The sequence below is a fragment of the Pseudomonas lundensis genome (genome assembly GCF_015377145.2).
Taxonomy (GTDB): domain Bacteria; phylum Pseudomonadota; class Gammaproteobacteria; order Pseudomonadales; family Pseudomonadaceae; genus Aquipseudomonas; species Aquipseudomonas lundensis.
This window is the reverse complement of record NZ_CP062158.2, coordinates 229493-248112: the sequence shown is the minus strand read 5'-3', so window position 1 is coordinate 248112 and position 18620 is coordinate 229493. Positions and strand designations below refer to the sequence as shown.

Here is an 18620-nt window from a genome sequence, read left to right as displayed (position 1 = left end):
GTAATGGCTGTTGCCTCCGGCGCCTATAAGAAAGCCCTCGAGGGCGACCAGACCCCTAAACAGGTACTGGTCAAAATCGACCGGGTCACGAAAAAATTCGACGAGACGATTGCCGTGGACGACGTGTCCCTGGAAATCAACAAAGGCGAAATCTTCGCCTTGCTCGGCGGATCGGGATCGGGCAAATCCACCTTGCTGCGTATGCTCGCCGGTTTCGAGCGCCCAACAGAGGGCCGTATCTTCCTCGACGGTGTGGACATCACGGACATGCCGCCCTACGAGCGGCCGATCAACATGATGTTCCAGTCCTACGCGCTGTTTCCGCACATGACCGTGGCGCAGAACATCGCATTCGGTCTCAAGCAGGACAAAATGTCCAACGCCGAGATCGATGCCCGCGTGGGCGAGATGCTCAAGCTGGTGCACATGAGCCAGTACGCCAAGCGCAAGCCGCACCAGTTGTCCGGTGGCCAGCGCCAGCGTGTGGCCCTGGCCCGCTCGTTGGCCAAACGCCCGAAGCTGCTGCTGCTCGACGAACCGATGGGCGCGCTGGATAAAAAACTGCGGTCGCAAATGCAACTCGAACTGGTGGAAATCATCGAGCGCGTGGGCGTGACCTGCGTGATGGTGACCCACGACCAGGAAGAGGCCATGACCATGGCCCAGCGCATCGCGATCATGCATTTGGGCTGGATTGCCCAGATCGGCAGCCCGATCGACATTTATGAAACCCCGGTCAGCCGACTGGTGTGCGAATTCATCGGCAACGTCAACCTGTTCGAAGGTGAAGTGGTCGACGACGCAGAAGGCTATGCCCGTATCAACTGCCCGGAGCTGGAGAACGACATCTACGTCGGTCACGGCATCAGCACCTCGGTGGAAGACAAGCATGTGACCTACGCGATTCGCCCGGAAAAAATGCTCGTCACCACTGAGAAGCCGACCTACGAGTACAACTGGTCGCGCGGCAAGGTGCATGACATCGCGTACCTGGGCGGGCACTCGGTGTTCTACGTCGAACTGCCGAGCGGCAAGCTGGTGCAATCGTTTGTGGCCAACGCCGAACGCCGTGGCGCACGCCCGACCTGGGACGACGAAGTTTACGTCTGGTGGGAAGACGATAGCGGCGTGGTACTGCGCTCATGAACATGCGAAAACTTAAACGCCGACTGCAACGAATAACCCCCCGGGGCCGCCATGCGGTGATCGGGATTCCATTCCTGTGGCTGTTTTTGTTCTTCATGCTGCCGTTCTTCATTGTGTTGAAGATCAGCTTTGCCGAGGCCGACGTTGCGATCCCGCCTTATACCGAGATCTACAGCTACGTTGACCAAAAGATCCAGATCCTGCTGAACCTGGGCAACTACGCCATGCTGGGCGACGATGAGCTGTACATCGCCGCTTATCTGGGCTCGTTGAAGATGGCCTTTTTCAGCACGCTGCTGTGCCTGCTGATCGGCTATCCGATGGCCTACGCCATCGCCAATGCGCGTAAAGAAATGCAGACCGTGCTGGTGCTGCTGATCATGATGCCCACCTGGACCGCCATCCTGATCCGCGTTTACGCGTGGATGGGCATCCTGAGCAACAACGGGCTGCTCAACGGCTTCCTGATGTCGATGGGCTGGATCAGCGAACCGTTGCAGATCCTCAACACCAACATCGCGGTCTACATCGGTATCGTCTATTCGTACCTGCCGTTCATGATCCTGCCGCTGTACGCCAACCTCGTGAAGCACGACACCAGCCTGCTGGAAGCCGCGTCTGACCTCGGTTCGAGCACCTTCAACAGCTTCTGGAAGATCACCGTTCCGCTGTCCAAGAACGGCATCATCGCCGGCTGCATGCTGGTGTTCATCCCGGTCGTAGGTGAGTTCGTGATCCCGGAACTGCTGGGCGGCCCGGAAACCCTGATGATCGGTAAAGTGTTGTGGCAAGAGTTCTTCAACAACCGTGACTGGCCGGTAGCCTCCGCGCTTGCCGTGGTCATGCTGGCGATCCTGATCGTGCCTATCATCCTGTTCAACCGCAGCCAGGCTAAAGAGCTGGAGGGCAAGATATGAATCGCTTCCGTTTTTCTAGCTTCATGTTGGTCGCGGGGTTGTTGTTCATCTACCTGCCGATGCTGATTCTGGTGATCTACTCGTTCAACGCCTCCAAGCTGGTGACGGTGTGGGGCGGCTGGTCGCTGAAGTGGTACACCGGCTTGCTGGACAACACGCAGCTCATGGGCTCGGTCATGCGCTCGCTGGAAATCGCGCTGTACACGGCGATTGCGGCGGTCGCCCTGGGCACCCTGGCAGCGTTCGTGCTGACGCGCATCAGCCACTTCAAAGGCCGCACGCTGTTTGGTGGCCTGGTGACGGCGCCGCTGGTGATGCCTGAAGTGATTACCGGTCTGTCGCTGTTGCTGCTGTTCGTGGCCATGGCGCAGATGATTGGCTGGCCGCAAGAGCGCGGCATCGTCACCATCTGGATCGCTCACACCACGTTCTGTGCAGCGTATGTGGCGGTCGTGGTGTCGGCGCGGTTGCGTGAACTGGACCTGTCGATCGAAGAAGCGGCCATGGACTTGGGCGCCAAGCCCTGGAAAGTGTTCTTTCTGATCACCATCCCGATGATCGCGCCTTCGCTGGCAGCGGGCGCCATGATGTCCTTTGCCCTGTCGCTGGACGACCTGGTACTGGCCAGCTTCGTGTCCGGCCCGGGCTCGACCACGTTGCCAATGGAAGTGTTCTCGGCCGTGCGCCTCGGGGTTAAGCCCGAGATCAACGCAGTGGCCAGCCTGATCCTGCTGGCGGTGTCGCTGGTGACCTTCCTGGTGTGGTTCTTCAGCCGTCGTGCCGAAGAACACCGCAAGAAAGCCATCCAGCAAGCCATTGATGAGGCGGCTGCCGAGTCATGGAAACAACCTGATGTTCGCCGTCCCAAGTCGCCCAGCGCGGCTTAAGGCAGCGCACTAAAAGAACCTCGCCTTCCTGTTCAGGGGGCGAGGTTTTTTTATGAGCGCCGGATCACGGGGCCTGCTGCAAGGCGGCTTAGGGCTTGGCGACTTTCCAGGCACCGCCCATTTCCCCGATCCCGCGCTTGTCGCCCGCTTTCTTGTCCTTCACGAAGGTGTACAACGGCTTGCCCTTATAGGCCCACTGAACCTGCTGGTCGTCCCGAATGATCGTTGACCATTTGCCTTCGCCGGTGTCTGTGCTTTCAGCCTTGAGCGGCGGCCAATACTTGGCGCATTCGTCATTGCACATCGATTTACCGTCTGTGTCTTTGGCGTAGGTGTAGAGCGTCATGCCGTTATGATCGACCAATACACCCCTTTTGATCATCGCGGGCTCTGCGGCCAATGCCAGCCCCGGCAATGCAAGTACAGCGCTTAGCAATAATGTCTTTAGGTAAAACGAGCGGTATGTCATCGGAATCGTCCTCTTCGTGGTTGTACGATTTGGACCTCAAGCGTAGGTCATTCGTCCTTCGAACGTGGCGCTTGCCCAAAGTTGTCACACGACTGCAATAATTCCGTTATCTAATGCGCCACAAGACAGATAAATGACATGAGGATTACGGCATGGTTGGCAGGAGCATTCTGATCGTCGATGACGAGGCACCGATCCGCGAAATGATCGCTGTGGCTCTGGAAATGGCGGGTTACGACTGCCTGGAGGCGGAGAATGCTCAGCAGGCCCACTCCATCATCGTCGACCGTAAACCCGACTTGATCCTGCTCGACTGGATGCTGCCGGGGGGCACGTCCGGCATTGAGCTGGCCCGCCGCCTCAAGCGCGAGGAAATGACCGGGGACATCCCGATCATCATGCTCACGGCCAAGGGTGAAGAGGACAACAAGATTCAAGGGCTGGAAGTCGGCGCGGACGACTACATCACCAAACCCTTTTCCCCGCGCGAGCTGGTGGCGCGCCTCAAAGCCGTGTTACGGCGTGCAGGCCCGGCGGACAGCGAATCCCCCATTGAAATTGGCGGCTTGTTGCTCGACCCGATCAGCCACCGCGTCACCATCGACGGCACCCCCGCCGAAATGGGCCCGACCGAATATCGTCTGTTGCAGTTCTTCATGACCCACCAGGAACGCGCCTACACCCGCGGCCAATTGCTCGACCAAGTGTGGGGCGGCAACGTGTACGTTGAAGAGCGCACCGTGGACGTGCACATCCGCCGTCTGCGCAAAGCCCTCGGCGAGGCGTACGAGAATCTGGTACAAACCGTGCGCGGCACCGGGTATCGCTTCTCCACCAAAGCCTGATACCCCCTCCAGACTCAACGGCAAGCAAGGACCCGCGCGACGTGAATCAAAACTGGCATAGCACGCTGATTCGTCATTTGTTGCTTCTGGTCACGGGCTGCCTGTTGATCGGGCTGGTCACGGGCTATTACGGCTGGAGCCTGGCCGCCGGGGTGGCCTTGTACCTGGGCTGGACCCTCAAACAGTTGCTGCGCCTGCACGATTGGCTGCGCAATCACCAACCCGATGAAGCCCCGCCCGACGGCTATGGCCTGTGGGGCGAAGTGTTCGACAGCATTTATCACCTGCAACGCCGCGATCAGCGCGTGCGCGGGCGCCTGCAAGCCGTCATCGACCGCGTGCAAGAGTCCACGGCGGCGCTCAAGGACGCTGTGGTGATGCTCGACAGCGATGGCAACCTCGAATGGTGGAACCGCGCCGCAGAGACCTTGCTGGGCCTCAAGACGCCCCAGGACAGCGGCCAGCCCGTGACCAACCTGGTGCGCCACCCGCGCTTCAAGGAGTATTTCGAGCAGGACAACTACGCCGAACCGCTGGACATCCCCTCGCCGGTCAACGACCACCTGCGCATCCAGCTCTACATCACCCGCTACGGCAACAACGAACACCTGATGCTGGTGCGCGACGTCACGCGTTTGCACCAGCTCGAACAAATGCGCAAAGACTTCATCGCCAACGTGTCCCACGAGCTGCGCACGCCGCTGACCGTCATCTGCGGCTATCTGGAAACCCTGCTGGATAACGTCGATGACGTGAACCCCCGCTGGAAACGCCCGCTGTCGCAAATGCAGCAACAGGGCGAGCGCATGCAAACCTTGCTCAACGACTTGCTGTTGCTGGCCAAACTGGAAGCCACGGATTACCCGTCGGACAACCAGCCCGTGCCGATCGACAGCCTGCTGCGCACCATCAAAAACGACGCGCAGGCGTTGTCCGGGCAGCGCAATCAAACCATTACGCTGGACGTTGAAGCCGACGTTGCCCTCAAAGGCAGTGAGACCGAGCTGCGCAGTGCGTTTTCAAACCTGGTATTTAACGCCGTCAAATACACCCAGGACGGCGGGCACATTCGCATTCGCTGGTGGTCCGACGGCTCGGGCGCGCACTTGAGCGTGCAGGATTCCGGTGTCGGGATCGACAGCAAACACCTGCCGCGCCTGACCGAACGCTTCTACCGCGTCGACTCCAGCCGCAACGCCAGCACCGGCGGCACGGGCCTGGGGCTGGCCATCGTCAAGCATGTGCTGCTGCGCCATCGCGCCCGCCTTGAAATCAGCAGCGTACTGGGCCACGGCAGCACCTTCACCTGCCATTTCCCACCGGTTCAGGTCACAAAATCGCTCAGCCCCGACCTGATTGACTGAACCCTGCGGCGTTCGCCCACTAGGCAACGGCTACATCAATGGTTACATTGCTTGCCATGTGCCTGCCCTTCAGGCACTTGACCTTTCCCTTTTTTGAAACAACGGAACCATTAAAACTCCATCATGGACCCTTCCCCTGGCTTGACCCTCGCCACACTGTTCGCCGATTTCGGCATGATTCTTTTTGCACTGATCCTGGTTTTGCTCAACGGCTTCTTCGTTGCGGCGGAATTTGCCATGGTCAAACTGCGCTCAACCCGGGTCGAAGCCATCGCCGACCAGAACGGCTGGCGCGGACGCATACTGCGCACCGTTCACAGCCAGCTCGACGCCTACCTGTCGGCGTGTCAGCTGGGCATTACGCTGGCCTCGCTGGGTCTGGGCTGGGTCGGTGAACCGGCGTTCGCACACCTGCTTGAACCGCTGCTCAGCGCGCTGGGCGTAGAGTCGGCCGAAGTGGTCAAAGGCGTGTCGTTCTTCACCGCCTTCTTCATCATTTCGTACCTGCACATCGTGGTTGGCGAACTGGCCCCCAAATCCTGGGCGATCCGCAAACCCGAGGCGCTGTCGCTGTGGACCGCTGTGCCGCTGTACCTGTTCTATTGGGCCATGTACCCGGCCATTTACCTGCTCAATGCCAGCGCCAACGCGATTTTGCGCATTGCAGGCCAGGGCGAACCAGGCGCGCACCACGACCACGCCTACAGCCGCGAAGAACTCAAACTGATCTTGCACTCCAGCCGTGGTCAGGACCCGAGCGACCAAGGCATGCGGGTATTGGCTTCGGCCGTGGAAATGGGCGAACTGGAAGTGGTCGACTGGGCCAACTCCCGCGAAGACCTCGTGACCCTCGACTCCAAGGCACCGCTCAAGGAAATCCTCGCGCTGTTCCGTCGCCACAAGTACAGCCGCTACCCGGTCTACGATGCCGAAACCAACACCTTCGTCGGTTTGCTGCACATCAAAGACCTGCTGCTGGAACTGGCAGACCTCGACCACTTGCCCGAGACATTCAACCTCGAAGAGCTGACCCGGCCGCTGGAGCGCGTGTCGCGCCACATGCCGCTGTCGCAGTTGCTTGAACAGTTCCGCAAAGGCGGCGCGCACTTCGCGCTGGTCGAAGAAGCGGACGGCAAAGTCGTGGGCTACCTGACCATGGAAGACGTGCTCGAAGTGCTGGTGGGCGACATTCAGGACGAACACCGCAAGGCCGAGCGCGGCATTCTTTCGTACCAGCCCGGCAAGCTGCTGGTGCGGGGCGATACGCCGCTGTTCAAGATCGAGCGCCTGCTGGGGGTCGATCTTGACCACGTCGAAGCCGAAACCGTGGCGGGCCTGATCTACGACACCCTCAAGCGCGTGCCGGAAGAAGAAGAACTGCTGGAAGTCGAAGGCCTGCGCATCATCATCAAAAAGATGAAAGGCCCGAAAATCGTCCTGGCCAAAGTCCTCAAACTGGACTGAAGCCACACCGGTTGTCGCTGACGCGCGCTCTTGCCCCGTCAGCGACCACCGCTTTTGCCCCCCTGACACGCCCCTTCAATCATTTCTGCCCGGCGAAAGCTGGCTGAAAGCATTCCCCTCTAGCATCGCGTCACTCCCGGCATAAGACCGGCAGGCCAGAGCAGCGGTCCAACCCGCGCTCAGCGCCCACTCGACAACAATAAGAATGGTGACTGTTTATGCTGACCTTCCTTGGCTTTGCCATGGTCATTACGTTCATGTACCTGATCATGACCAAGCGCCTGTCCGCCCTCATCGCGTTGATTCTGGTGCCTATCCTGTTTGCGCTCTTCGGCGGTTTTGCACCCAAGATCGGCCCCATGATGCTCGAAGGCATTACCAAGCTGGCCCCGACCGGGGTGATGCTGATGTTTGCCATTTTGTATTTCGCCCTGATGATCGACTCCGGCCTGTTTGACCCGGCCGTGCGCAAGATCCTCAAGCTGGTCAAGGGCGACCCGCTGAAAATCAGCGTCGGCACCGCCGTGCTGGCACTGGTGGTGTCGCTGGATGGCGACGGCGCCACCACCTACATGATTTGCGTGGCGGCGATGCTGCCGCTGTACAAGCGCATCGGCATGAGCCCGCGCATCATGGCCGGGCTGATTATTCTGGCGGGCGGGGTGATGAACATGACGCCGTGGGGCGGGCCGACTGCACGGGCCGCCAGTGCGCTGCACGTGGACCCCTCTGACATTTTTGTGCCGATGATCCCCGCCATGCTGGCAGGTTGCGCGACCATTCTGGTGATCGCCTGGTGCTACGGCCTGCGCGAGCGCGCGCGTCTGGGCCAGTTGCATGTGCAAGGCGACGACGTGGATCACAGCGAGATCAGCGTGTCGCAATTCCCCGACGCACGCCGCCCCAAACTGATCTGGTTCAACGGCGCGCTGACCCTGGCGTTGATGATGACCCTGATCGCCGGTTTGCTGCCGCTGCCCGTGCTGTTCATGGTCGCGTTCAGCATCGCGATGATCGTTAACTACCCATGCCTGCAACAACAAAAAGACCGCGTCGCCGCCCACGCAGGCAGCGTGCTGGCGGTGGTCGGGCTGATTTTCGCGGCGGGTATTTTCACCGGCATCCTCTCCGGCACCGGCATGGTGGATGCCATGTCAAAAAGCCTGCTGGCCGTTATTCCTCCGGCGCTGGGGCCGTACCTGGCGGTCATCACCGCGCTGGTCAGCCTGCCGTTTACCTTTTTCATGTCCAACGATGCGTTCTACTACGGCGTGTTGCCCGTACTGGCCGAGGCCGCGAGCCACTACGGAATCACCGCGGTCGAAATGGCCCGCGCCTCAATTGTCGGCCAGCCCGTGCACTTGCTCAGCCCGTTGGTGCCCTCCACGTACCTGCTGGTGGCGCTGGCTGGTATCGAGTTTGGCGACCACCAGCGCTTCACCCTGAAATGGGCGGTTCTGGTGTGCATGGGCATTCTGCTGGCCGCCTTGCTGCTGGGCACCTTCCCGCTGTACAGCACGCTCTGACGCCCGGCACCGCGAGCGGCCGCTGACCACGGCGGCCTCTCGCTGCGGGTTTTCTCACAAGGGTTTCAGAAATGTTTCAACCCTCCGCCAGCTATGCGATGCTGGCGCTCTGCTTATTTGCCGACTACAGCTTAAGAAACGACTGTAGGAGCTGGCCGCAGCCCTTTGATCCGGCCCACCAGGGCATCCATCGCACAGGGAGCCTGCATGCTGACCCTGCTTAATCTGCTTTCCGCCGTGACCCTGCTGATCTGGGGCACGCACATTGTCCGGACCGGTATTTTGCGGGTCTACGGTACAAACCTGCGCCACGTCATCGGGCAAAACGTGTCCAAGCGCATGCTGGCATTTGTCGCCGGTATCGTGGTGACCGCCATGGTGCAGAGCAGCAACGCCACCGCCATGCTCGTCACGTCATTTGTCGGCCAAGGCTTGATGGCGCTCACGCCAGCGCTGGCCACGATGCTCGGGGCCGATGTCGGTACGGCGCTGATGGCCCGGGTGCTGACATTCGACCTGTCCTGGCTGTCGCCGCTGCTGATTTTCCTGGGCGTGATCTTCTTCCTCTCGCGCAAGCAAACGCGCGCCGGGCAACTGGGGCGCGTGGGCATCGGCCTGGGCCTGATCATCCTCGCCCTGCAATTGATCGTCGAAGCCGCAGCCCCCATCACCCAGGCGCAAGGGGTGAAGGTGATCTTCGCCTCGCTGACCGGCGACATCTTGCTCGATGCCTTGATCGGCGCCCTGTTCGCGATGATTTCTTACTCCAGCCTGGCCGCCGTGCTGCTGACGGCGACGCTGGCCGGTGCGGGGGTCATCAGCTTGCCGGTCGCGGTGGGGCTGGTGATTGGCGCCAATATCGGCAGCGGCGTACTGGCGTTTCTCAGCACCAGCATGCAAAACGCCGCCGGGCGGCAGGTTGCGCTCGGTAGCCTGCTGTACAAGCTGATCGGGTTGCTGCTGATTATCCCGGTCCTTGACCCGCTGGTCGCGTGGATGGACAGCCTGAGCTACAGCGCCCAGGAACTCGTGATCGGCTTCCACCTGCTCTACAACACGGCGCGTTGCTTCCTGATGCTGCCCACGGTCGGGCCGATGGCGCGGGTGTGCGCATGGCTGTTGCCCGAGCGCGAAAATGCCAACGGCGCCGTCAAACCCCGTCATCTCGACTCGACCGCCCTGGAAACGCCGAGCCTTGCCCTGGCCAACGCAGTCCGCGAAACCCTGCGCATCGGTGACCTGATCGACAACATGCTGGTCAACATGCTCGACGTGCTGCGCGGCAAGCAAACAGCCATCACCCAAGAAATGCGCACCCTGGCCGATGATGTCGAAGTGCTCTACAGCGCGGTCAAACTCTATCTGGCGCAGATGCCCCGCGAAGACTTGGGCGAGCAAGACAGCCGACGCTGGGCGGAAATCATCGAACTGGCGATCAACCTCAAGCTGGCCAGTGACCTGATCGAGCGTATGTTGCGCAAAGTGCAGCAGCAAAAAACCTCCAGGCGCCGGGCGTTTTCCGAAGACGGACTGGAGGAACTGACCGGTTTGCAAAGCCAGTTGATCGACAACCTGCGGCTGGGTCTGACGGTCTTCCTCACCGGCGACCCGCAAAGCGCACGGCAATTGCTGCGTGAAAAACGCCGTTTTCGTGCGCAGGAACGTCGACTGGCGCACGCCCACGTCAGCCGTTTGCAGCGCAAAATCACCCAAAGCATCGAAACCAGCTCCCTGCACCTTGAACTGATCGCTGACATGCAGCGCCTCAACTCCCTGTTTTGCGCCAGTGCTTACGTGGTGCTCGAAACCTCTGAAACGGGCGCTCTGTTGCTGGACGAGATGACCGATACCCACCATTCGCCTTGAACGTTGCGCGATCCACTGTTGTCAGTCTTTAGAACCCGCATCGACGGCATCACACACCCGACAGGGATTCAGGGATTTTTTATGCGTTGCCTGCTGTTCATCTGCCTGCTGCTCGGCGCCGTCCAGAGCTTTGCCCTCGACCGTTCCAGCGTTGAAGGCTACCAACTGGCCAACGGCCTGCAACTGATCCTCAAACCCACCAGTGACCGCGGACACGTGTCGATCCGGCTGGTGGTCGGGGTGGGGCTGGATGATTTCAGCTGTGCCGACCAACAACTGCCGCACTTGCTCGAACACTTGCTGTTCAGCGGCACCGATGACTCGGGCGAAGGCGGCCTCGAAGAACGCATGCAGGCGCTGGGTGGCGAGTGGAACGCCTTTACCAGCCATGCTGACACCACCTTTGTGATCGAGGCGCCGGCCAAGAACCAGCGCAAGGTACTGGATCTTTTACTGAGCCTGTTGACCCAAACCCAACTCACCGAACAACGCATCGCAGACGCCAAGCAAGTGGTCGAACGCGAAGACGGCGGCCACTACTCGCACTTGCAGCGCTGGCTGGACCGCCAGGATTTGGGCCACAGCGCGAGCAATCAGCTGGCGGTCGAACTCGGCCTTAAATGCGCCGAACGCGCGCCCGTCCGCAGCCTCACCCGCGCGCAACTCGAACGCGTGCGCAACGATTGGTATGCACCCAATAACATGACGCTGATTGTCGTCGGCGAACTGGATCGCGTGCTGCCGGCCTATCTGGAGCGCACCTATGGCGCGCTGGAAGCGGTCGAGCCGAGCGATCACAAGCCGCTGGCCGACATTGATGCAAAGGCCGACGCCGAACGCGTGTTGCTGCGCGGTGTGGTGGGCGATACCGCCAAGCTGCACTGGTTGTTGCCGGAACCGGTCATCGCCGGGCAAAGCGACGAAACCTGGAACCTGCTGCGCGACTATCTGGAATGGGCGCTGTACAGCGAGCTGCGGCTCAAGCATGGCTTGTCTTACGGGCCGTGGTCAGAGCGCGAAGTGTTTGGCGGGGTGGGCTTTCTGAGCCTGAACGCCGACCTTGAGCGTGATGATGTCGAGCAAGCGCAACAGGTGATGACGCAACTGAAAACCCAGCTGCTCAAGAACGGCCTCGACCCGCAGCGTTTCGCCCGCCTCAAGCAAGCCGCCATCGCGCGTCAGGCGTGGGCTGTACAGGGCAACAGCGCGCTGGCCGACTATTACTGGAGCGCACTGGGCGATTACGACGAAAGCCGCTTTGCCGACCCGGCCAAGCGCTTGCAGACGGTGACGCTAAACGAGGCCAATCATGCGTTGCGCCAATTGTTCGCTGAACCGGGTTATGTGCGCATCGAGAAGCCGCTGTTCAGCTACAACGGCTTGAGCGTGGCGATTTTGGCAGCGCTGGTGCTGCTGGTGTTGATCGCGCTGGGCTGGCGCATCTGGCGCCATCGTCATCATTAAGTGTAATTGTCCAAAACTGACACGCCTTGATACCGTAAAATCATTGCCCTTTCGCGGCCGGCACACCCGGTCGCCAGCGTGCGGAGTATTCATCGTGAGCGAGCGTTCCAATCCTTGGCAATTGCAAACCATCGTCGGGCAGTTACGCACCGCGCGTAACCAGTGGCGCACGCAAAACGGGCGTGTCAGTGGCGAACTGGGCGGGCGAGAGCTGCCGTCCCGCGCCGCGATGGCCGACATCCTGGAAGCGCTGTGCGGTGCGTTGTTCCCGATGCGTTTGGGGCCGGTGGACTTGCGCGAAGAAAGTGAAGATTTCTACGTCGGCCACACCCTCGACGTCGCCCTCAATGCCTTGCTCGCGCAGGCCCGGCTGGAACTGCGCTACGCCGCACGTCAAAGCGGCCAGCCGGACGATGGCGTCGATGCCACCGCCACCTTGCTGATTCAGGATTTCGCCCTGGCGCTGCCGGGCCTGCGCACCCTGCTCGACACCGACGTGCTGGCCGCCTACCACGGCGACCCGGCGGCCCGCAGCGTGGATGAAGTGCTGTTGTGCTATCCGGGGATTCTGGCCGTGATTCACCACCGGCTGGCGCACCATTTGTATCGCGCCGGTTTGCCGCTGCTGGCCCGCATCAGCGCGGAGATCGCCCACTCCGCCACTGGCATCGATATCCACCCCGGCGCACAAATTGGCCGCAGCTTCTTCATCGACCACGGGACCGGCGTGGTGATTGGCGAAACCGCGATCATCGGTGAGCGGGTCAGGATTTATCAAGCCGTCACCCTGGGCGCCAAGCGCTTCCCGGCCGACGAATCCGGCCAGTTGCAGAAAGGCCACCCGCGTCACCCGATTGTCGAAGACGACGTGGTGATTTACGCCGGGGCCACGATTTTGGGGCGCATCACCATCGGTCAGGGTTCGACCATCGGTGGCAACGTGTGGCTGACCCGCAGCGTCCCCGCCGGTTGCAACCTGACCCAGGCCAACCTGCAACACGACGACGGCACCCAGAAATAACAGCGTCCACAAAAAACCCCGAAGGGCTCACGCCCTCCGGGGTTGTGGATAACTCACGCCTTACAACTTGGCGATCGAGACTTCCGTGGATTTCACGAAGGCGATCACTTCACTGCCCACCACCAGCTCCAGCTCTTTGACCGAGCGGGTAGTGATGACCGAGGTGACGATGCCGGAAGCGGTCTGCACGTCGATTTCAGACAGCACGTCCCCCAGCACGATTTCCTTGATGTGGCCTTTGAACTGGTTGCGCACGTTGATGGCTTTTATGGTCATGGTGTCGATTCCTGTCTCGGGATAGAAAAAAAAGGTTATTGCGCCCAACGCAATTGCGTGGGCAGCGGTGCAACGGGTTCCGGTTCGGGTGGCGAACCGGGTAAAGCGAGCACTCGGTTGAGCACTTCGGTTTCCAGCGCCGCCAGCCGATGTGAACCGCGCACCCGAGGGCGCGGCAATTCGAGGGTGAGGTCGAGCCCCACGGCGCCGTCTTCGATCAAAATCACGCGGTCGGCAATGGCCACGGCCTCGCTGACGTCGTGGGTCACCAGTAACACGGTGAAACCATGCTGGCGCCACAAACGCTCAATCAACTGCTGCATCTCGATGCGGGTCAGGGCATCCAGCGCGCCCAACGGTTCGTCCAGCAGCAGCAAACGCGGCTGGTGGATCAGCGCGCGGGCCAACGCCACACGCTGTTTCTGCCCGCCCGACAACGCCGCTGGCCATTCATCGGCCCGTTCGGCCAGACCGACTTCTTCCAGGGCCTTGAGGGCCTTGGGGCGCCAGTCACCGTTAAGCCCCAGGCCGACGTTGTCGATGACCTTTTTCCACGGCAGCAAGCGCGCTTCCTGGAACATCAGGCGCGTGTCGCCGTGGGCCTCGCGCAGGGGCGCGCTGCCCGCCAGCAGTTCGCCACCCGTGGGTTGGTCGAGCCCGGCGATCAAGCGCATCAGCGTGCTTTTACCGCAGCCGCTGCGCCCCACCACGGCCACAAACTGCCCGGCCGGAATGTGTAAATCGATGTCGCGCAGTACCTGACGTCCGCCAAACGCTTTGTGCAGGCCGTTGATCGCCAGCGGAATGCCCTGACGCAAACGCGGAGGTTGTTGAGCTGTCATGCTGCACCGCCTTTAACCACTTGATACGCCGGGTGCCAGCGCAACCACACGCGCTCCAGCCCACGGGCCGCGCTGTCGGCCAATTTGCCGAGCACCGCGTACAAAACAATTGCCAGCACCACCACGTCGGTTTGCAAAAACTCGCGGGCATTCATCGCCAGATAGCCAATGCCGGAACTGGCAGAGATGGTTTCAGCCACGATCAGCGTCAGCCACATAAAGCCCAGCGCAAAGCGCACGCCCACCAGAATCGAGGGCAAGGCGCCCGGCAAAATCACTTGCCAGAACAGGCTCAAACCCGACAGCCCGTAACTGCGCGCCATTTCCACCAGCGCCGGGTCCACGTTGCGGATGCCGTGATAGGTGTTGAGGTAAATCGGGAACAACGTGCCCAGCGCGACCAAAAAGATCTTGGCCGACTCGTCGATCCCGAACCACAAAATCACCAGCGGAATCAGCGCCAGATGCGGCACGTTGCGGATCATCTGCACCGAACTGTCGAGCAGGCGCTCGCCCCACTTCGACAGGCCGGTGATAAAGCCCAATGCCAGGCCGATGCTGCCGCCGATCACAAAACCCAGCCCGGCGCGCCAGCCGCTGATGGCGAGGTGCTTCCAAATTTCGCCACTGCGCACCAACTCGACCCCGGCGGCAATCACGGCGCTGGGCGCAGGCAAGATCCGCGTCGACAACCAGCCCGCCGACACGGATAACTGCCACACCGCCAGCAGCAACACGGGCAAGACCCAGGGTGCCAGGCTGTGACCGATCGTATTGAGGCGCGACGCCTTCCCCGTACTCATGCCCGCCTCAGCTCTGCGACGCAGCTTTGGGAAGAATGTCGTTGGCCACCATCTCGCCAAACGGGCTCACGTAACCGGCGCTTTTCGGTAACTCGGGACGCTCGACATCAAGGTGCGGGAACAGCAATTCCGCCACGCGATACGACTCCTCCAGATGCGGGTAGCCCGAGAAGATGAACGTGTCGATGCCCAGGTCGGCGTATTCCTTGACCCGCGCGGCCACCGTCGGGCCATCACCGACCAGCGCCGTGCCTGCCCCACCGCGCACCAGCCCCACACCGGCCCACAGGTTAGGGCTGACTTCGAGGTTGTCACGGCTGCCGCCATGCAAGGCGGCCATGCGCTGCTGGCCCACCGAGTCGAAACGCGACAGCGATGCCTGCGCCCGGGCGATGGTGTCGTCGTCCAAATGGGAAATCAGTTTGTCAGCGGCTTTCCAGGCCTCTTCATTGGTTTCGCGCACGATCACGTGCAGGCGTATTCCGAAGCGCACGGTGCGACCGAGCTTGGCGGCCTTGGCACGCACCTGTTCGATCTTTTCAGCGACCGCCGCGGGCGGTTCGCCCCAGGTCAGCACCATCTCGACTTGCTCGGCGGCCAGGTCCTGCGCCGCTTCCGAAGAGCCCCCGAAGTACAGCGGCGGGCGCGGTTGCTGGATCGGCGGGTAGAGCAACTTGGCGCCTTTGACGCTGATGTGTTGGCCGTCGTAATCAACGGTTTCGCCTTCCAGCACACGACGCCAGATGCGGGTGAATTCCACAGACGCCTGGTAGCGTTCTTCGTGACTGAGGAACAGGCCATCACCGGCCAGTTCTTCCGGGTCGCCGCCGGTCACCAGATTGAACAGCGCGCGCCCGCCGGAGAGTCGATCCAGGGTCGCAGCCTGACGCGCCGCCACCGTGGGCGAGACGATGCCGGGGCGCAAGGCCACGAGAAATTTCAAGCGCTGGGTCACTGGAATCAAGGACGCGGCCACCAGCCACGAGTCTTCGCAGGAACGGCCGGTGGGGATCAATACGCCGCCAAAACCCAGCCGATCTGCGGCTTGTGCCACTTGTTGCAGGTAACCGTAATCGACAGCGCGGGCGCCTTCGGAGGTGCCAAGGTAATGGCCATCACCGTGGGTTGGCAGGAACCAGAAAATGTTGAGGCTCATGGAGTGGTCTCCTAAATGGGTACGGCAAGCGTTAAAGGGCTTTGGCCACAGCGGCCGGTGGCGTCCAGATCACGTCTTTCACCACCAGCGGCTTGGGGATCAGCTTGAGCTGGTGAAAGCTGTCAGCGATTTTTTGCTGCGCGTTGACCACATCCGGGGTCAGGAACTGCGCGCCGTAGCCCTGACGCTTGACCGCTGTCAGCGTGATGTCGGGTGACAATCCCAGCAGCGGGGCCACTTGCTGAGTCACCTCGTCAGGGTTGGCTTTGGCCCAGTCGCCAATGTTGCGCACTTCATCGACCAGGGTTTCGATCACCTTGGGATGCTGTTCGGCGTAAGGCTTGGTGGCCAGATAGAACTGATGGTTGTCCGCGATACCGCTGGCATCGCGCAACGTGCGGGCGTGCAGTTGTTGCTCGGCGGCGGCTTGGTACGGGTCCCAGATCACCCAGGCATCGACACTGCCGCGCTCAAAGGCGGCTCGCGCATCGGCCGGGGGCAGGAAGACGGTCTGGACATCGGTGTACTTAAGGCCCGCGTCTTCCAAAGCCCGCACCAACAAGTAGTGGACGTTGGAGCCCTTGTTGAGCACAACTTTCTTGCCTTTGAGATCGCTGACCGAGGTGATCGGTGAGTCCTTGGGCACCAGGATTGCTTCACTGGTGGGGGCAGGAGGCTCGTAGGCGACGTACAGCAAATCGGCGCCTGCGGCCTGGGCGAACACCGGCGGCGTTTCGCCTGTCACGCCAAAGTCGATCGAGCCGACGTTCAAGCCTTCCAGCAGTTGCGGGCCACCGGGAAATTCAGTCCATTGAACGTCAACACCCTGCTCGGCCAGACGCTTTTCCAGCGTGCCTTTGGCCTTGAGCAGCATCAGCGTGCCGTACTTTTGATAACCGATGCGCAGGGCATCCGCTTGGGCTTCCAACACAACGCCGAAGGACACAGCCGCAGCAAACAGTGCGACCAGACCTCGACGCAAAATGACAGGGCGCATGGCGCTCTCCTTTTGTTATTCGAGATTCAGATAGCACCTGCCGAGCCGTTAGCGGATCAGTAAGGTGGGACGACATAAACGAGTGTTTCAAATACTCCAGCGAGCCGTCACCAGACGGTCGTTGAGGATGTTCGGGTCCAACGGTTTCGGGCGACGGGCCAGCGCGCTGTAGAACTGCTCCAGCGACTCGTTCAGCCGTTGCTCCAGCACCGGGGCCAATTGGGGCTGGGCGCTGCCTTCGCCATACGCAATCTGGCTGTCGTCAGCAAAAATGCCGTGCAGCATTTCCTGTGCCTTGAGCGCCGACAGCACAGGCTTGAGGGCGTAATCCACCGCCAGCATGTGAGCGATGCTGCCTCCGGTGGCAATCGGCAACACCACTTTGTGGCTCAGTGCGCGCTCAGGCAGCAGGTCGAGCACGGTTTTCAATGCGCCGCTGAACGACGCTTTGTACACCGGTGTCGCGATGACCAGCCCGTCGGCGTTTTCGATCTGTTGCAACAAGTCGATGATCTTCGGGCTGTCGAAACGCGCATGCAGCAAGTCTTCAGCCGGGAAATCACGCACCTGATAGCTCACCACTTCGACGCCTTGCTGGTTGAGCCAGTGTTTGGCGCGGTCCAGCAACACCCCGGAACGGGATCGTTGGCTTGGGCTTCCTCCGAGTGTCACGACCAGCATCTAGAGATTTCCTTGCATGAATGTGTGCAAACCGCTGTCAGCGTTTTCGCTTGAGTGGACAGAACATAACAGGCGATCTTTATATCCATAAATCATATTTATTCATTTGTTTATTCTTTATTTGCATATGCAAAGACGCATGTAATCCGTCTCGCCGCCGCGCCGGCCAACGGCCCGCTGCACACAGACACCGGGCCAGGGCGCTCAGGCTGTGTTACTTGTTCGGCTGTGGCGTGAGGCGCAGATAGGGCTTCACGGCACGGTAGCCTTTGGGGAAGCGCTGCCGGATTTCCTCCTCGTCCTTGATGGACGGCACAATCACCACTTCGTCGCCGTCTTGCCAGTTGGCAGGGGTGGCGACTTTGTAGTGATCGGTCAATTGCAGCGAATCAATGACCCGCAGGATTTCGTGGAAATTGCGCCCGGTACTGGCGGGATAGGTGATGGTCAGGCGAATTTTCTTGTTCGGATCGATCACGAACAACGAGCGCACGGTCAGCGTGTCACTGGCATTGGGATGAATCAGGTCGTACAGGTCACTGACCTTGCGATCGGCGTCGGCCAGGATCGGGAAGTTCACGACGGTGTTCTGGGTTTCGTTGATGTCATCGATCCACGCGTGGTGTGAATCCACCGGGTCCACCGACAGCGCGATGGCCTTGACGCCGCGTTTGGCGAATTCATCTTTGAGTTTGGCGGTAAAGCCCAGCTCCGTGGTGCACACCGGGGTGAAGTCCGCGGGATGCGAAAACAACACCCCCCAACTGTCCCCCAGCCATTCATGGAAGCGGATCGGGCCAGCGCTGGAATCCTGATCAAAATCGGGGGCGATGTCGCCGAGTCTGAGGCTCATGGTGCAGCTCCTTTTTATAAGGGTTGGCGGGGCGTAGAAGCCT

Annotated in this window: 18 protein-coding genes; 10 read left to right on the top strand and 8 right to left on the bottom strand. The window is 60.9% G+C overall.

Going from position 1 to position 18620, the window contains the following annotated elements; genetic code table 11:
* Positions 1-3 precede the first annotated feature (3 nt).
* Genes IF654_RS01405 through IF654_RS01395 form a run of 3 tightly spaced genes read left to right on the top strand, consistent with a single transcriptional unit; the run spans position 4 to position 2950 of the window.
* The gene (locus tag IF654_RS01405) at positions 4-1146 is read left to right on the top strand and encodes an ABC transporter ATP-binding protein (protein WP_047278543.1); all 1143 of its coding nucleotides are present in this window, start codon (positions 4-6) and stop codon (positions 1144-1146) included.
* Positions 1143-2063: an ABC transporter permease subunit gene (locus IF654_RS01400; protein ID WP_047279516.1), complete on the top strand. Its 921-nt coding sequence runs from the start codon at positions 1143-1145 to the stop codon at positions 2061-2063. Before IF654_RS01405 ends, IF654_RS01400 begins: the two co-directional genes overlap by 4 nt.
* Complete coding sequence (locus IF654_RS01395; protein ID WP_047278547.1) at positions 2060-2950, top strand: ABC transporter permease subunit; 891 nt, start codon at positions 2060-2062, stop codon at positions 2948-2950. The genes IF654_RS01400 and IF654_RS01395 overlap by 4 nt, the downstream gene beginning before the upstream one ends.
* Positions 2951-3038: 88 nt before the next feature.
* Here IF654_RS01395 and IF654_RS01390 read toward each other — a convergent pair whose 3' ends face one another.
* The gene (locus IF654_RS01390; protein ID WP_047278550.1) at positions 3039-3419 is read right to left on the bottom strand and encodes a COG4315 family predicted lipoprotein; all 381 of its coding nucleotides are present in this window, start codon (positions 3417-3419) and stop codon (positions 3039-3041) included.
* Positions 3420-3571: 152 nt separating this feature from the next.
* On the opposite strand from IF654_RS01390, the gene phoB reads away from it, so the two are divergent.
* The 7 genes from phoB to epsC all read left to right on the top strand — a co-directional run bounded on the left by phoB (position 3572) and on the right by epsC (position 12969).
* Positions 3572-4264, top strand: a complete 693-nt coding sequence (gene phoB, locus IF654_RS01385) for a phosphate regulon transcriptional regulator PhoB (RefSeq protein WP_047278552.1) — start codon at positions 3572-3574, stop codon at positions 4262-4264.
* 41 nt (positions 4265-4305) lie between these two features.
* Positions 4306-5628, top strand: coding sequence for a phosphate regulon sensor histidine kinase PhoR (phoR, locus tag IF654_RS01380; protein WP_047278555.1), 1323 nt, complete (start codon positions 4306-4308; stop codon positions 5626-5628).
* Between the two features lie 123 nt (positions 5629-5751).
* Complete coding sequence (locus tag IF654_RS01375; protein WP_047278557.1) at positions 5752-7092, top strand: hemolysin family protein; 1341 nt, start codon at positions 5752-5754, stop codon at positions 7090-7092.
* 218 nt (positions 7093-7310) lie between these two features.
* Entirely contained in the window at positions 7311-8618 is a 1308-nt protein-coding gene (locus IF654_RS01370) for a CitMHS family transporter (RefSeq protein ID WP_047278559.1), read from the top strand.
* Positions 8619-8825: 207 nt separating this feature from the next.
* On the top strand, positions 8826-10484 hold the full coding sequence (locus IF654_RS01365) for a Na/Pi cotransporter family protein (RefSeq protein ID WP_047278560.1): 1659 nt from the start codon (positions 8826-8828) through the stop codon (positions 10482-10484).
* Positions 10485-10565: 81 nt separating this feature from the next.
* Positions 10566-11948, top strand: coding sequence for a M16 family metallopeptidase (locus tag IF654_RS01360; protein ID WP_047278563.1), 1383 nt, complete (start codon positions 10566-10568; stop codon positions 11946-11948).
* 94 nt (positions 11949-12042) lie between these two features.
* Entirely contained in the window at positions 12043-12969 is a 927-nt protein-coding gene (gene epsC, locus IF654_RS01355; protein ID WP_047278566.1) for a serine O-acetyltransferase EpsC, read from the top strand.
* A gap of 60 nt (positions 12970-13029) precedes the next feature.
* Here the strand turns inward: epsC and IF654_RS01350 are convergent, their stop codons facing one another.
* From IF654_RS01350 to IF654_RS01320, 7 genes are all read right to left on the bottom strand, one after another.
* Entirely contained in the window at positions 13030-13245 is a 216-nt protein-coding gene (locus tag IF654_RS01350; RefSeq protein ID WP_003444581.1) for a TOBE domain-containing protein, read from the bottom strand.
* Positions 13246-13280: 35 nt separating this feature from the next.
* The gene (gene ssuB / locus IF654_RS01345) at positions 13281-14087 is read right to left on the bottom strand and encodes an aliphatic sulfonates ABC transporter ATP-binding protein (RefSeq protein WP_094987298.1); all 807 of its coding nucleotides are present in this window, start codon (positions 14085-14087) and stop codon (positions 13281-13283) included.
* Entirely contained in the window at positions 14084-14890 is an 807-nt protein-coding gene (ssuC, locus tag IF654_RS01340; RefSeq protein WP_047281518.1) for an aliphatic sulfonate ABC transporter permease SsuC, read from the bottom strand. Before ssuC ends, ssuB begins: the two co-directional genes overlap by 4 nt.
* A gap of 7 nt (positions 14891-14897) precedes the next feature.
* Positions 14898-16046, bottom strand: a complete 1149-nt coding sequence (gene ssuD, locus IF654_RS01335) for an FMNH2-dependent alkanesulfonate monooxygenase (RefSeq protein WP_047278574.1) — start codon at positions 16044-16046, stop codon at positions 14898-14900.
* A 31-nt stretch (positions 16047-16077) separates the two neighbouring features.
* A complete protein-coding gene (locus IF654_RS01330) occupies positions 16078-17043 on the bottom strand; it encodes a sulfonate ABC transporter substrate-binding protein (RefSeq protein ID WP_047278576.1) in 966 nt (321 codons plus the stop codon).
* 87 nt (positions 17044-17130) lie between these two features.
* Positions 17131-17724, bottom strand: coding sequence for an NADPH-dependent FMN reductase (gene ssuE, locus IF654_RS01325; RefSeq protein ID WP_047278578.1), 594 nt, complete (start codon positions 17722-17724; stop codon positions 17131-17133).
* Between the two features lie 214 nt (positions 17725-17938).
* Positions 17939-18577 carry a peroxiredoxin gene (locus IF654_RS01320; RefSeq protein ID WP_047278581.1) on the bottom strand — a complete coding sequence of 213 codons (639 nt, stop codon included), beginning with the start codon at positions 18575-18577 and terminating at the stop codon, positions 17939-17941.
* Positions 18578-18620: the final 43 nt, after the last annotated feature.